The organism is Vibrio sp. FF145 (assembly GCF_041439075.1).
GTDB classification, from domain to species: domain Bacteria; phylum Pseudomonadota; class Gammaproteobacteria; order Enterobacterales; family Vibrionaceae; genus Vibrio; species Vibrio tasmaniensis_A.
In genome coordinates, this window is record NZ_JBGONH010000054.1 from 1 (window position 1) to 15,167 (window position 15,167).

15 protein-coding genes and 1 pseudogene are annotated in these 15,167 nt (G+C 45.4%); all 16 read right to left on the minus strand.

Annotated features, from left to right (window positions below):
- A pseudogene (locus ACED42_RS17740) lies at positions 1 to 204 on the minus strand (chemotaxis protein CheW); the annotation flags it as partial.
- A complete protein-coding gene (locus ACED42_RS17745) occupies positions 191 to 973 on the minus strand; it encodes a ParA family protein (protein WP_009848532.1) in 783 nt (260 codons plus the stop codon). The pseudogene ACED42_RS17740 and the gene ACED42_RS17745, both read right to left, overlap by 14 nt.
- Before the next feature lie 10 nt (positions 974 to 983).
- Positions 984 to 2,108, minus strand: coding sequence for a chemotaxis response regulator protein-glutamate methylesterase (locus ACED42_RS17750; RefSeq protein ID WP_371703581.1), 1,125 nt, complete (start codon positions 2,106 to 2,108; stop codon positions 984 to 986).
- A gap of 13 nt (positions 2,109 to 2,121) precedes the next feature.
- A complete protein-coding gene (locus tag ACED42_RS17755) occupies positions 2,122 to 4,305 on the minus strand; it encodes a chemotaxis protein CheW (RefSeq protein WP_371703583.1) in 2,184 nt (727 codons plus the stop codon).
- A gap of 9 nt (positions 4,306 to 4,314) precedes the next feature.
- Positions 4,315 to 5,046 (minus strand): protein phosphatase CheZ, encoded by a 732-nt coding sequence (locus ACED42_RS17760; RefSeq protein ID WP_017101967.1) that lies wholly within the window; start codon positions 5,044 to 5,046, stop codon positions 4,315 to 4,317.
- A gap of 114 nt (positions 5,047 to 5,160) precedes the next feature.
- Positions 5,161 to 5,529, minus strand: coding sequence for a chemotaxis response regulator CheY (gene cheY, locus ACED42_RS17765; RefSeq protein ID WP_012603445.1), 369 nt, complete (start codon positions 5,527 to 5,529; stop codon positions 5,161 to 5,163).
- Between the two features lie 42 nt (positions 5,530 to 5,571).
- Positions 5,572 to 6,306: an RNA polymerase sigma factor FliA gene (locus ACED42_RS17770; RefSeq protein ID WP_009848537.1), complete on the minus strand. Its 735-nt coding sequence runs from the start codon at positions 6,304 to 6,306 to the stop codon at positions 5,572 to 5,574.
- A complete protein-coding gene (locus tag ACED42_RS17775; RefSeq protein WP_009848538.1) occupies positions 6,299 to 7,186 on the minus strand; it encodes a MinD/ParA family protein in 888 nt (295 codons plus the stop codon). The genes ACED42_RS17770 and ACED42_RS17775 overlap by 8 nt, the downstream gene beginning before the upstream one ends.
- Positions 7,187 to 7,199: 13 nt before the next feature.
- Positions 7,200 to 8,711 (minus strand): flagellar biosynthesis protein FlhF, encoded by a 1,512-nt coding sequence (flhF, locus tag ACED42_RS17780; RefSeq protein WP_371703585.1) that lies wholly within the window; start codon positions 8,709 to 8,711, stop codon positions 7,200 to 7,202.
- 27 nt (positions 8,712 to 8,738) lie between these two features.
- Positions 8,739 to 10,841, minus strand: a complete 2,103-nt coding sequence (gene flhA, locus ACED42_RS17785) for a flagellar biosynthesis protein FlhA (protein ID WP_009848540.1) — start codon at positions 10,839 to 10,841, stop codon at positions 8,739 to 8,741.
- A 345-nt stretch (positions 10,842 to 11,186) separates the two neighbouring features.
- Positions 11,187 to 12,317, minus strand: coding sequence for a flagellar biosynthesis protein FlhB (gene flhB / locus ACED42_RS17790; protein ID WP_009848541.1), 1,131 nt, complete (start codon positions 12,315 to 12,317; stop codon positions 11,187 to 11,189).
- Positions 12,318 to 12,326: 9 nt separating this feature from the next.
- The gene (gene fliR, locus ACED42_RS17795; RefSeq protein WP_009848542.1) at positions 12,327 to 13,109 is read right to left on the minus strand and encodes a flagellar biosynthetic protein FliR; all 783 of its coding nucleotides are present in this window, start codon (positions 13,107 to 13,109) and stop codon (positions 12,327 to 12,329) included.
- Between the two features lie 6 nt (positions 13,110 to 13,115).
- Positions 13,116 to 13,385 carry a flagellar biosynthesis protein FliQ gene (fliQ, locus tag ACED42_RS17800; protein WP_009848543.1) on the minus strand — a complete coding sequence of 90 codons (270 nt, stop codon included), beginning with the start codon at positions 13,383 to 13,385 and terminating at the stop codon, positions 13,116 to 13,118.
- 11 nt (positions 13,386 to 13,396) lie between these two features.
- On the minus strand, positions 13,397 to 14,326 hold the full coding sequence (gene fliP / locus ACED42_RS17805; protein WP_371703587.1) for a flagellar type III secretion system pore protein FliP: 930 nt from the start codon (positions 14,324 to 14,326) through the stop codon (positions 13,397 to 13,399).
- The gene (fliO, locus tag ACED42_RS17810; protein WP_065678595.1) at positions 14,313 to 14,753 is read right to left on the minus strand and encodes a flagellar biosynthetic protein FliO; all 441 of its coding nucleotides are present in this window, start codon (positions 14,751 to 14,753) and stop codon (positions 14,313 to 14,315) included. The genes fliP and fliO overlap by 14 nt, the downstream gene beginning before the upstream one ends.
- Positions 14,753 to 15,163: a flagellar motor switch protein FliN gene (gene fliN / locus ACED42_RS17815; RefSeq protein WP_004739851.1), complete on the minus strand. Its 411-nt coding sequence runs from the start codon at positions 15,161 to 15,163 to the stop codon at positions 14,753 to 14,755. Before fliN ends, fliO begins: the two co-directional genes overlap by 1 nt.
- Positions 15,164 to 15,167: the final 4 nt, after the last annotated feature.

The window sequence follows — 15,167 nt, forward strand, 5'->3', positions numbered from 1 at the left end:
TGGCTCTGGCTCTGGCTCTGGCTCTGGCTCTGGCTCTGGCTCTGGCTCTGGCTCTTTAGTTTGTGATTCGCCGCTAGACTCGTCAACAAGAAAAGCATCAGATTCAAAGTTTTCATCGCCTAACAGCGCGGTAAAGTAATCATCGATTGCTTGTTCACTCGATAAACTTGGTTGCGTCAATGTCGATTCGTTATTCGCGCTCATTTATCGCTAACCTCTCGAGATAAATAAGCAGCTGTTTATAAGCAAATACACCACGGCTACCCGATGCGAAATGAGATGCTGGCAAACGTTTTAGACTGGCATCGCGAAACTTGGTATCAATCGGCACAGCAGAGGTCCAAACTTGGTTTGGATAGTCATCTTTAAGCTGAGTCAATGTTTGCAATGATGCTTTCGTTCGCTTGTCGTACATCGTCGGGACAATCGTCACCTTAAACGGTGTTTTGCGAGACTTCTGCATAATAGTTAGAGTGCGAATCATGCGCTCTAAACCTTTCATCGCCAAAAATTCAGTCTGTACCGGAATCAAGATACGATCACTGGCAGCCAACGCATTCACCATCATCACACCAAGAATAGGCGGACAATCGATAAGCACGTAGTCATAGTCATCTTTCAAAGCGGCCAAAGCACGCTTTAAGATCAACCCCATACCACTTCGATTTCCCATTACACGGTCTAATGTCGCCAATGACATGTGTGCGGGAATAATATCGATACCTTCAATTTCGGTCTGTATAGTCAACGCTCTCACAGCTTGCGTAGAAAACTCACGCAGCTGGAACAGATCAAACAGGCTCGATTCCACCGTATCTGAGTCGTAACCCAAATAGGTGGTTAGTGATGCATGTGGGTCAGTATCAACCAACAACACACGATGACCCTTTAAGGCAAGTAAGCCAGCTAGGGTCACTGTCGTCGTCGTTTTTCCAACGCCACCTTTTTGGTTTGCAACACTCCAAACAATCATGTCGATTTACCTAAGCTAACCCAACTTCGACCAAAATCCGTTCCGCAACGCGGTCTAGAGGTAGGTCTTCAGTAGAAATGCCAGCTTTTGCTACAGCTTGAGGCATACCATATACAACACAACTATCTTCGTCTTGCGCCCAAATGGTCGAACCCGCTGTTTTTAACATGCGAGAACCTTCTCGACCATCAGCACCCATACCGGTCAGTATCATAGACAACACTTTATCGCCGTAGATCTTAGCTGCAGAACCAAAAGTGACATCCACACAAGGCTTGTAGTTCATTCGGTCACCACCATCGATAATCTTCAGACGCGCCGAACCCGGGCGACCATCAATCATCATTTGCTTTCCGCCTGGAGCAAGATAAGCCACCCCAGGTTTCAACAGGTCTCCGTCTTGAGCTTCACGAACTTCAATCTTACACAAGGTATTCAATCGGCTAGCAAAAGCAGCGGTGAACGTTGCTGGCATATGCTGCACTAACACAATCGGATGTGGGTAGCTGGCAGGGATGCGTGTCAAAATTTTCTGTAGTGCAACTGGCCCACCAGTAGAAGTACCAATAGCAGTTAATTGATACTTTTTACCCGAGGCTCTGAATTTCGCGGTTGAAGCAACCGCTGGTTTAACAGCAGGGGCTGTTGCTGAAATAGATTGGCGCAATGGCGCTGATGTTGACGCCGTAGCTGTTGCAGTAGCTCTTGGCGCAACAGGAGTGCGTCGCATAAACGCGCGCTTTGCAGCAATCTGAATCACGCGCTGTTGAAGCAATGCGACAGCATCGTCACGGTTACGAGCGATGTCTTCAAATTTCTTAGGTAAGAAATCTAGAGCACCCGCGTCTAACGCATCTAACGTTGCTCTTGCACCATCATGCGTTAACGATGAAAACATCAAAATAGGCGTTGGAGACGCAGCCATAATTTCACGAACGGCAGTAATACCGTCCATGACAGGCATCTCGATGTCCATAGTAATTACGTCAGGTCTTAGCTTTTTCGCTTTCTCAACCGCTTCTTTACCGTTTACTGCTACATCGATGACTTCTAGGCGAGCCTCCGAGTTGATGATCTCGCTTACTCTACGACGGAAGAAGCTCGAATCATCAACGACTAATACTTTAATCGCCATATTTATCCTTAAGTTAAATTCTTGATGCAGCTGCGTACTGCTTCAACAAGTCCGGCACATCTAAAATCAATGCTATGTGACCGTCACTTGTAATTGTCGCACCTGCCATTCCTGGCGTGCCTTGAAGAAGCTTATCAAGTGGCTTAATAACCACTTCTTCTTGGCCGATAAGCGCATCTACAACAAAACCAACACGTTGACTACCAAGTTGCACAATAACAACATGACCATGACCTTGACGTCCTTCAACAAGACCTTCTTTAGGTGTAAGCCAATTTTGTAAGTAGAACAGTGGAATAGACTTATCGCGAACGATAATAGTCAGCTGACCATCAACCACGTTTGTGCGGCTTAGGTCTAAGTGGAAGATTTCATTTACAGAAGCCAGTGGCAATGCGAACGGGTGACCCGCAACACCGACCATTAAGGTTGGTAGAATCGCAAGTGTCAACGGAACCTTAATGGTTATCTTGGTGCCTTGGCCCATCTCTGAATCGATATCAATAGAACCATTCAGTGTGTTGATCGCTGTTTTCACAACGTCCATACCTACACCACGGCCAGAGATATCTGAGATCTTTTCTTTACTTGAAAAGCCAGGAGCAAAGATTAGATTGAAACACTCTTTATTTGTTAGGCGAGACGCTGCATCATCATCCATCAGACCGCGCTTAACCGCGATAGCACGAAGCTTATCAGGGTCCATACCGCCGCCATCATCAACGATAGCCAGTTCAATGTGGTCGCCTTCTTGAGAGGCGGACAGAATCACTTTACCGGTTTTAGATTTTCCCGCAGCAACACGGTCGTCCGGCATTTCGATACCATGATCTACAGAGTTTCTCACCAAGTGAATCAGGGGATCAGCAAGTGCTTCTACTAAGTTTTTATCAAGATCCGTTTCTTCGCCACGCATTTCAAGAACGATGTCTTTCTTCAAGGTACGAGCAAGGTCACGGACAACGCGTGGGAATCGACCAAATACTTTCTTGATCGGCTGCATACGCGTCTTCATTACTGCACCTTGTAGGTCAGCTGTAACAACATCTAAGTTAGAGACAGCTTTCGACATTTCTTCGTCATTGCTGTTTAAACCTAAGCTAACAAGACGGTTACGGACCAATACTAGCTCACCCACCATGTTCATGATGGTATCCAGTGTTGATGTATCAACACGAACTGTGGCTTCAGCTTGCTGCTTCTTCGCAGGCGCTTTAACTTCAGCTTTTGCTGGTACGCTAGGCTTAGGTTCTGCTTTTACAGCAACAGGAGCAGGCTGTGGTTTAGGAGCGACTTTCGGCGCAACAGGCTCAGGCTTCGCTTGTACAGGCTTAGTCGCAGCATCCAACTCTTCAATTGAAGGGCCGTTACCTGAACCGTGTAACTGGTCAAGTAAACTCTCAAACTCAGCATCAGTCATTAGGTCATCGCCTTCAGACTTTACTGGTGCTTTGGCTACAGGAGCGACTGGAGGAGGTGGTGGCGTTGAGCTTGCAGCTGTCGGGCTTTGACCTGCACCATGCAACTCATCTAACAACTTTTCAAATTCGTCGTCAGTAATGTCACCACTCGCAGCTACTGGCTGAGGTGCCACAGGTGCTGGCGCTGGTGTGTCTACAGATGATGTCGTTGGTGAACCACCCTTACCGTGAAGTTCATCAAGTAAACGCTCAAATTCATCTTCAGAAATATCATCCACGGAAGATGCACTGATGTTTGAACTTTCAACAGTAGGTTCCGGAGCTGCAACGATAGGCTCAGAGATAACCGGTGCTGGAGCTTCTACTGCCACAACTTCATCTTCAGACTCTGGCTTACAGAGGCGATGAAGTTCATCCAGTAAAGATTGGTCTGCTGGTACTAAAGCTTCCTCATCTTGCACGGCTTTAAACTGTACATTGACTGTATCTAAAGCCTGTAGCATCGTATCCATCAGTCCTGATGTTACACTGCGTTGGCCATTTCTTAGAATGTCGAACACATTCTCAGCACCATGACAAGTATCCACCAGCTCGGTCAATGCTAGGAAACCAGCACCACCTTTTACTGTATGGAAACCACGGAAAATAGCGTTTAGTAGTTCTTTGTCGTCAGGGTTATTCTCTAGCTCTACCAGTTGTTCTGATAGAAGTTCGAGGATCTCTCCTGCTTCGACTAAAAAGTCCTGAAGAATATCTTCGTCTAAATCGTAGCTCATACGTTACCTTTAAAATCCAAGACTGGATAACAAATCGTCGACTTCATCTTGAGATGCAACAGCATCCTCACGAGCTTCTGGGTTCATGATCGGACCCTCTGGAGCAATAGATGACTTCTTATCTGTCTCTGGTGTTGGTTCTATTTGATTCGCACCGAATACGGTGAGAATCTCTACCAGACGTCCTTCAACCTCATTCACCAAGGTAATAACTTTGCTAATAATCTGCCCAGTTAAATCTTGGAAATCCTGAGCCATCAAGATTTCAGTCAGTTGTCCACGTAGTTCAGTACTATCACCTTCTACTTGGACAAGTAATCCATCAATGCGGTGGCATAAAGCTTTGAATGTTACTAGCTCAATGCGGCCATGCATCAGTTCATTCCATTGAGGCCTTACTTGAAGTAAACACTCGTGTAAATTAGTTGCAATTGGCATACAGCGATCGACAGCGTCCATCGTTTTGTTCGCCGCAACTTCCGTTTTATCAATGACATATTGAAGGCGATCCCTGGCGTCAGGGATTTCATCATTTGCGATAACGTTAATACGCTCGTCAAAGTTGAATTGTGTCAAAGAATCATGGAGGTCACGAGTCAGACTGCCTATTTCTTGAAGCATTGGGTTATCTTGAAGATTAAAATTATCTTCATAAATGCTTCTAACAAGAGAATCAGCACCTTGCTGCTCGTCGTTTTCAAGCAGCTCTACTAATTTTTTTGCTTGTTCTAATGAAATCATCCTGAGTCCGGCCTTACTCCGCATAGTTTGTGACGCTTCAGCTTTAGAGGTAAACGGGAAACAAAAAAGTTAATGTCTCTCTATGAAGCGCCTGAAACAGGTTATTATGAGTGCTTATAAACGCTCAAAAATCTTGTCGAGTTTCTCTTTTAGAGTTGCGGCAGTGAACGGCTTCACAATGTAACCATTAACACCCGCTTGCGCTGCTTCGATGATCTGCTCACGCTTAGCTTCTGCTGTGATCATAAGCACTGGAAGGTGCTTAAGTTCAGCGTCTGCACGGACGTGTTTTAGAAGATCAATACCTTGCATACCCGGCATGTTCCAGTCAGTTACCACGAAATCAAATTCGCCTTTTTTCAGCATAGGTAACGCGGTCAAGCCATCGTCTGCTTCTTGAGTGTTGTTGAAACCTAAATCACGAAGTAGGTTTTTAACAATTCGGCGCATCGTTGAAAAATCATCAACAATGAGAATTTTCATGTTTTTGTTCAAATTAGCCTCCACTGAATAAAATCAGTGTTGTTAGTCGTTCTGTGTCCAAGCACTTAACTTAGTGCGTAAACGCTGCATAGATTGGCTTAGTATTTGGCTGACACGAGATTCGCTGACACCTAATACTTCCCCAATCTCTTTTAAATTGAGTTCTTCGTCGTAATAAAGCGAAAGCACGAGGCCTTCTCTTTCCGGAAGTTGTTTTATCGAGTCGATCAAAGCTTGGCGGAATGATTCATCTGCAACCCCTTGAAAAGGCGTATTATCTTGAGAATCTTCATTCGGAGATATTACATCATCAGAGACACCTAAGTCTTCTATCCCTACCAATTTTGAGCAATTAATATCAGTTAAAGCACTGTGATACTGGTCTAAACTCAGCCCCATGTGCTTTGCCACCTCAGCATCACTGGGATCGCGATTGAGAGTGCCCTCTAATTCCGCGATTGCACTACTGATTTCTCGATTGTTTTTATGAACCGATCTCGGGACCCAATCCCCGCGGCGAATGTCATCCAACATTGCCCCACGAATTCGAATACCTGCGTACGTCTCAAAGCTTGCGCCTTTGGTACCATCATAGTTCTGTTGCGCTTCAATCAGGCCAATCATGCCGGCTTGAATCAAGTCATCAACTAATACATTAGGCGGTAATCGCCCCAACAAATGATGAGCGATACGCTTAACCAACACAGAGTACTTCTCAAAAAAAGCCTGCTGGCTATTGTGATTAGCATGTTGATCGTAAGTAAGCGCTTTATTCACCAAATGGTTCCTCTATAAATTCAGTACGGTTCAGCAGCCTTTCAACAAAAAACTCCAAGTGTCCGCTTGGTGTTTTTGGTATTGGCCAGGTCAATGCCTTATTAGCCAAAGAGCTGATTGCCAATGCAGCTGGAGAGCGAGGAAACGCATCGACTACGATTTTCTGTCTCTTAACTGATTGACGTACTTTATCATCTAAAGGAATACATGCTACGAGTTCGAGGCTCACATTCAAGAAGCGCTCTGTGACCAAAGTCAACTTTGCAAATAATTCTCGGCCTTCTCGGTAGCTTCTGACCATATTTGCAACAATTTTGAATCGCTGAACTTGGTGCTCTCGACTCAACAGCTTAATCAATGCATATGCATCAGTAATCGACGTTGGTTCATCACAAACCACCACAACCACATCCTGCGCAGCTCTTGAGAAGCTGATGACCATATCGGATATACCCGCTGCGGTATCAACCAATAAGATATCCATCTCGTCTTCAAGCGAACCAAAAGCACGAATCAACCCGGCGTGTTGAGCGTGTGAAAGTTCAGTCATGCTTTGTGTGCCTGATGTCGCTGGAATAATTTTAATTCCGTGCGGCCCTTCGACAATCGCATCCTTAAGTTCACACTCGCCAGCCAACACATGCCCAAGATTTCGTTTAGAACGAATGCCGAGCATGATGTCTACGTTAGCTAATCCTAAATCGGCATCCAGTACCATGACTTTCTTGCCTTGGCGAGCCATACAAATAGCCATACCTAACGTTACATTCGATTTACCTACGCCTCCCTTGCCACCCGTTACAGCGATAACTTTTGTGAGTGAAGGCTGGGTTAAGCGACGGAGGCCGCTAGCTTGATCGTGTATCATATTCTCATTCATATTTATCCGCCGCCTAGAGCCCTTCAGAATCGCTATTCCAGTAATGAGGTTCATTCTCTGTCGATTTTTCTAATAACTCATTGGCCTTAGCAATCATGTACTTTGGCTGAGCAATAACGATATCTTCAGGAACTCGTTGACCATTTGCTATATAAGCAACTGGTAATGCATTTTGTATTACCACACTGATGAACTCACCCAAACTAAGTGATTCGTCCAGCTTCGTCAGGATACATCCCGACAGCGGGATTCTTCTAAAGTGTTCAATGGTTTCTTGTAGTACTTTGCGTTGCGCGGTTGCGGGTAACACAAGGTAACTATTAATAACGGAACCACTCTCTTGCATCAATGTGTCTAACTGCTCAGATAGGCGAACATCTCGCTGCCCCATACCTGCAGTATCGACTAGAATCAGGCGACGATTACGTAACTGATATATTACATCGGCCAATTCACTAGAATCTTTAGCAACTCTTACAGGACAACCCATAATTCGACCATAAATCGATAACTGCTCATGTGCACCTATGCGATATGTGTCCGTTGTCACAAGCGCTACGTTATCTGCACCGTACTCCATTGCTGCGCGGGCTGCGAGCTTAGCAACGGTTGTTGTTTTACCTACGCCAGTCGGGCCAAGTAAGGCCACAATACCGCCGCGTTTTAAAATATCTTTTTGTGTTACTGAGATTTGATCAGCGACCAGAGCAAGCAAGGCTTTCCATGCTCGTGCTGGTTTTGTGTCTTCTGGAATGTAACAGGCCATTTGATCGGCGAGTTCTGCCGAAACACCCATACGTTCTAGGCGCTTGATAAGCATCGCTCGCAAAGGTTCGCGACGTTCGACTTCTTGCCACATGAGCCCAGATACTTGATGCTCTAACAAACGACGAATTGAAATCATCTCGTCGCGCATCGTTTCCATTTCAGTATCTGAACCTTTGGATTGAGCATTCTCTCGACCACGATCATAACGGGTAGGATCTAAGCGAGGTGCTGGACGCTCTACTCTGCGATCTTCGGCAATCAATTTAGATAAACCCGTTTCACGAGCAAAGGCCGAGTCAAGGCTGCCGCTAGAATGCTGGCTACTCTGAGGTTGATGACCGTTACTTGACTGGCGATTGAGCAATGCTGATAACGAGTCTTCGTTTTCAGCGCGATGTTGTTGCTCATCGTCGGCGCCATGACTGTATTGCTTTAGCATATTCGCAAAGCGCTTGGTCATTGAGCGTCCACCTTCTGCATTCGGCTGGATGCTAACCTTGTCATCATCTAATTGACGACGCCCAGTTGGCAATTTGGGCTCAGACATTTGAGTGTACTGGCTTTGCGTAGGCTGCTGAGGTTTATTGAGTCTGGGACTTGCTGTCGACGGGCTGGAATCGCCATCAATAGCGGCAACAATTTCCACACCACCTGCGACCTTTTTGTTAGACATGATCACCGCTTCTGAGCCAAGTTCTTCTTTAACTTGGAGCAGAGCTGTTCGCATATCTTTTGCAAAAAATCGTTTAATTTTCAATTCGATCGTCCGTTCTAATTAGGCGGCTTAATTACCAACAGCTTGTACTATACGTATCTGCTTTTCATCTGGTATCTCTTGGTAAGATAATACTCTCAAGCTTGGGATCGTGTTTTTCACGAACTTAGCCAGAGTCGAACGTAAAACACCAGAGGTCAATAATACCGCCGGCTCACCTTTCAGTTCTTGCTCTTGTGTCGCGTTACTGAGTGAGGTCTGTAAACGTTCGGCTAAACCAGGTTCAATACCAGCAGATTCTCCGCCGGATGCCTGCATGGTTTGATGCAAGATTTGTTCCAACTCAGGAATTAAGGTTATAACTGGTAATTCTGGCTCTATACCATTGATTTCTTGAACAATTAGTCGTTTTAGTGAGATACGAACAGCTGCAGTTAATATGTCAGGTTCTTGACTCTTAGAAGAGTACTCCGACAAAGTTTGGACAATGGTTCGAATATCACGAATTGGAATCGCTTCATTCAGTAGGTTTTGTAGAACTTTAACAACCACACCAAGCTGTAATTGATCCGGTACAAAACCTTCCACCAGCTTAGGTGTTGATCGGCTAAGCATCTCAAGTAAGTTTTGAACTTCTTCGTGGCCAATCAACTGTGAAGCGTTATTCGTTAACTGCTGGCTAAGGTGTGTGGCAAGTACGGTTGAAGAGTCTACAACCGTATAACCTAAGGCTTGTGCGTGTTCACGCTGCTCTTCACGAATCCAGACGGCTTCAAGGCCAAAGGCAGGGTCAATCGTCGGCTCTCCATCTATCATCCCATAGACTTGGCCAGGGTTAATCGCGAGCTCCATGTCCGGCTTGATCTCAGCCTCACCAACCGCTACCCCCATCAGGGTAATTCGATAGCTGTTTGGTGTCAGTTCCAGATTATCGCGAATGTGTACGGCTGGAATCAAGAAACCAAAATCTTGAGACAGCTTTTTCCGTACACCTTTCACGCGCTCAAGCAATTCTCCACCTTGGTCTCTATCGACCAAAGGAATCAAGCGGTACCCCACTTCGAGACCAATAATATCTACCGGTTGAACATCATCCCAAGACAGTTCTTTTTGCGATGCGGGCTTATCACCATTGGCATTAGCGGTTGCAGGTAGATTTTTCTCTTCTACCTTTGCCTTGTTCTTTTTATCGATAAAGTAAGCCCCAGCCCCAGCAACCACAGCAAGGCTCAAGAAGGAGAAATGTGGCATACCAGGAACAATACCCATGATGCCGAGGATAGCAGCGGTGATCATTAGGGCTTTAGGATTATCGAACATTTGGAAGACAAGTTGTTCGCCCATGTCTTCATCAGTATTTTGACGCGTTACCATCATCGCCGCAGCAATAGAAAGTAACAGCGATGGAATTTGGGCAACCAGACCATCACCGATAGTCAGTAGCGTATAGATTTCGATGGCTTCACCAAAACCAAGGTCAAACTGAGCCATACCGATACTCAAGCCGCCAATGATGTTGATGAACAATATCAAGATACCGGCTATTGCATCGCCTTTAACAAACTTAGATGCACCGTCCATCGAGCCGTAAAAGTCAGCCTCTTTGGTCACTTCAAAACGTCGAGTACGAGCCTGATCTTGGTCGATCAAACCCGCATTCAAGTCGGCATCGATTGCCATCTGTTTACCCGGAAGGGCATCTAAGGTGAAACGTGCACTTACTTCCGAAATACGACCCGCACCTTTGGTTACAACCATGAAGTTGATGATCATCAAAATCAAGAACACCACTAGACCTACCGCGTAGTTACCGCCGATCACCACGTTACCGAAGGCTTCAATAACGTTACCGGCCGCGTCACCACCTTCGTGACCATGAAGCAATACCACACGTGTCGAAGCAACGTTCAAAGCTAATCGAAGTAGAGTCGCAATCAGAAGTACGGTCGGGAATGCAGCGAAGTCCAAAGGCCTGCGGGTATAAACCGAAACCAGTAACACAACCATGGACAGTGCAATGTTGAAAGTGAAGAACATGTCCAACAAGAAGGCTGGTATTGGCAACACCACCATAGCGAGCGTCGCAAGTACCATAACGGGTGCGCCAATTGCAGGCATCGCACGATTAGGGATTTTAGGCAGCTTGTCCGCAAAAGGCAGGGAGAATTTCATAAGTCTAGACAGTTTCGCTATGTTGTAGCCATCTCACTAAGCTATTTGAGGCTCAGGTCTAAGCTATGTTGCTATGGTTTATAGTGCATAGGTTCAAATGCACAGGTTTATAATACTAAGCTTTATATGCTCGGGATTTATAACGCTAGGATTTATAATGACTGGGCTTATAATACTCAGATTTACAATGCTAAGGTTATTAATGATCGGCTTATAATATTCGGGGTGGATATAGCAAACACTGTACCAACACTTTTCGTCAAATTATTGCCATCGCCTCTCTAAAAAGAGGATTAGCTAGCCCGCTATTATCAGGGTTCATCAAGCAGAGCTCAAGCAATTGATCTAATGTCGTAAATCAGGTGGGATCGGCATATTAGAATCTTGGAGTTTTGGCCTCTCTCCGCCTCGTTTTCGGTACTGTTTTAGTTGAAACACATATGCAAGCACTTGAGCAACTGCTGTAAACAGACCGTCAGGAATTTGTTGTTCTAGTTCGGTAGTGTGATAAAGCGCCCTAGCCAATGGTGGCGCAGGAACAATATAGATGTCATTTTCACGGGCAATTTCACGGATCTTCATTGCCATATGATCAACACCTTTCGCAACTACAACGGGGGCTTTGTCTTGATTCTGCTTATAGCGTAGAGCCACCGAGAAATGCTCCGGGTTGGTCACAATCACATCCGCTTGAGGTACGTCAGCCATCATACGGCGCTGGGCAGCTTCTCTTTGCAACATACGAATGCGGCCCTTAACTTCAGGCTTACCTTCAGTATCTTTGTGTTCATCTTTAATTTCTTGTTTGGTCATCTTCAGCTGATCGGCGTGTTGCCAAATCTGGAACGGGATATCAATCGCCACCACGATAAGTAAAGAGCAGCTGATCAGCAGAATAAAATTAAGCAAGATATCTAAAGCGTGGAAGATATTCTGTGGGTATACCTCCATGCTCAGTTGCATTAAATCGTGTTGAGAAGCTTGAATAAGATAGATGGCCATTCCCGAAACAAGTGCCACTTTCAAGATAGATTTCAACAGTTCAACCCAACTCTGCAGGCCAAACATACGCTTAATACCACTGAGTGGGTTTAGCTTAGACGCCTTAGGCATCGCCGCCTGCATAGAGAAATTAATCCCCCCGACACCCGCCGCACCAATGACGGCTGCAACAAATAAGGTTATCAGGATTAAGAACAGCGGGAACAACAGGTTCACTAATGCGCCACCCGCAATTTCGAGAAGTTTTGTGGTATCAAAAACTTCTTCCCGACTCAGAGAAAACAGACGTTGCATTGTTTCGAACAAAGCTTTCGCCATCGATTCACCAAACCACATTAAAGCAATCGCACCAACAATAAGTACCGACGCCGACGCTAACTCTTTTGACCTTGCAACCTGCCCTTTCTCTTTGGCCTGTTGCAAGCGTTTGGGCGTGGCGTCTTCCGTGCGTTCTTGACCGTCTGACTCTGCCATTTTAGTCTCCTAGCACTCTAACCTGATTAGACGACATATCTGTTGTTCGGTTTGTATCCAAAATAACTCATAGTGACTAAACAAGCCGCCAAGGATATACCAACAAAGCAATAGGCCCACGAGTAGCGCAAATGAGAAACCCAAAGAAAAGATATTTAGTTGAGGCGCCGCACGCGTCATTACACCAAACGAAAGGTTAATCGTCAGCAGCGCAATAATACCAGACAATGACATTGCTAATGCTGTTTTGAACATGATACCCAACCACAGAGCAAGCTCTCTATAATCAACAGAGGTCAAACTTCCACTGCCAATGGGTAAAGTCTTAAAGCTGAACACCACCAGCTGCAGCATTTTCAGGTGACCGTCAGTCTCCAAAAAAAACATGGTCGCTAGCAACATAAACAATTGGCCCAGTACTGGCGTGTTTTGCCCGTTAGCCGGATCCACCATAGAGGCGAAACCCAAGCTTGATTGCATACCCAAGATCTGGCCGAGCATTACGAAAGTTTGAATCATAAATTGGGTGACAAACCCCATGGCAACGCCAATCACGATTTGTTCAAATACAGTCAAGAAACCTTGGAAAGAGAGCAGTTCAATCTCTTTAGGAACAGCGGGGATCGCAGGCATCACCGCAAAGGTGATCGCTAAACCTAAATACAGACGAATACGCGGCGACACAAAGCGTGCACCGGTTACTGTCATCACCATCAGCATGGCTGAGATGCGAGTGTAGGGCCAAAAATAATTGGCTAACCACTCTAGTACAAGGCTCGTTGGGTATTCCATATCGGTTTAGTAAAGAACTTGTGGCAAGCGTTCGATGAGTTCGAAAAAGAACTCCATCATCATTTGGGTCATCCAATGCGCAAACATCATCAACGCTAATAACGTCACGATCAAACGTGGTAGGAAACTTAAAGTTTGTTCATTGATCGAAGTAGCCGCTTGGAAAACAGCCACAACCAAACCAATCAGCAGGCTAGGAATAATTATGGCGCACACCATAATTAGTACCATCCAAAGGGCATCTTGGAACAAATCTACGAATATTTCAGGATTCATGCTTCCCCCAGCTACAAGGCAAAACTGCCGGCGAGTGTGGAGAGTATCAAATTCCAACCATCAACAAGGACGAACAACATCAACTTAAACGGCAACGATACAATCATTGGTGACAACATCATCATACCCATGGCCATCAAAACTGATGCCACCACCAAGTCGATAATTAGGAACGGCAAGAACAACATAAAGCCTATCTGGAAAGCTGTTTTCAATTCAGACGTGATAAACGCGGGAATCAGAACCGCCATTGAAACATCTTCTGGGTTAGTTACTTGCGCACCGGATATCTCAACAAAAGTTTCAAGATCTTTGATTCGAGTCTGTTTAAGCATGAAAGACTTAATCGGCCCTTGGGCAACATCAAATGCCTGTCGCGCTGATATCTGTTCATTCAAATAAGGCTGAACGGCTTGCTCATTAACCTGACTGATTACTGGCGACATGATGAAGAAGGTCAGAAATATCGCAATGCCAATAATCACTTGGTTTGAAGGTGTTTGTTGAAGACCCATTGCCTGACGCAAAATAGACATCACAACCACAATGCGGGTGAACGATGTCATCAAAATAACCATCGCCGGCAAGAAGCCAAGCATGGTCATTAACGCAAGAATTTGCAGGTTAATCGAGTAGTCTTCACCGCCATTGGCATTGGTGGTCATGGTAAACGCAGGGATACCGCCACCATTACCGGTTAAGCTACCAGTGGTCATAGTCTTCGATTTGGCTTGATCTTGCTGCATCGTACTGATGGTGACCGACTCAGATCCAGCGGTATTCGCAGGAATGACAGTGCCATCTTCAACCTGTGCAAATACTGACACGCTAAATACGAGAGAGCAGAATATAATGAGCTGAACCAACCACGCTTTCACCGTACGGAAAAATCCGGCATGGCAAAAGTAAAATGGATTCAAAAATCCGTTACTTGTTTGCATCTTTTTTTATTAGCTGGGAAAGCTGACTTGAAAATGTACTTTTTTCCAGCATCTCCTGAGTAAGAGGTTTATCGAGCTTAGAGATCAGCTGAATCGATTGTGTGGTAATGCCTACCAAGAACTGTTCATCGCCCGCTTGTACAATAGCGATACGTTCTTTTGTGCCTACCGGAATTTGCCTAATAATAGCCAAACCTTGTTGATTCGACATCGCAGGCACTTGCATTCGCTTCAGTAGCCAAGCAATAAATAAAATGAAGGCTATAACGAAAATTAGCGACCCAAAAGTGGTCGCTAAATCGAGAGAAGGAGGCGTTGCCGCAAAGGCAATAGAAGGAGTAGCAAGTAGCCCTACTCCCAAGACTCTGCGAGAAAAACCTGTCATTCCGAGAGAAGAGCCCGCCAGTCTTTGAGACAAGAAGCTCATTAACGCAACTTCTTAATTCGTTCTGTTTGACTAATAACGTCTGTCAAACGAATACCAAATTTGTCATTCACCACAACCACTTCTCCATGAGCAATCAGAGTGCCGTTAACCATCACGTCAAGTGACTCACCAGCAATTCTATCTAACTCAACAACCGAACCTTGGTTCAATTGAAGTAAGTTACGGATACTAATTTGAGAGCGGCCGACTTCCATTGAGATAGTCACTGGGATGTCCATAATGGTATCCAGCTTACGACGCTCATCTTCTGAAATTGGAGACGATGAGTCGGTTAACTCATCAAGTGGTGCCGCGAGAACATCATCAACATCGATTGACGGTGCTGAAGGGTCTTCACCAAGTGCTGCAGCCCATTCGTCTGCTAGCTTTTGATCTTCACTAGGTTCCATTACC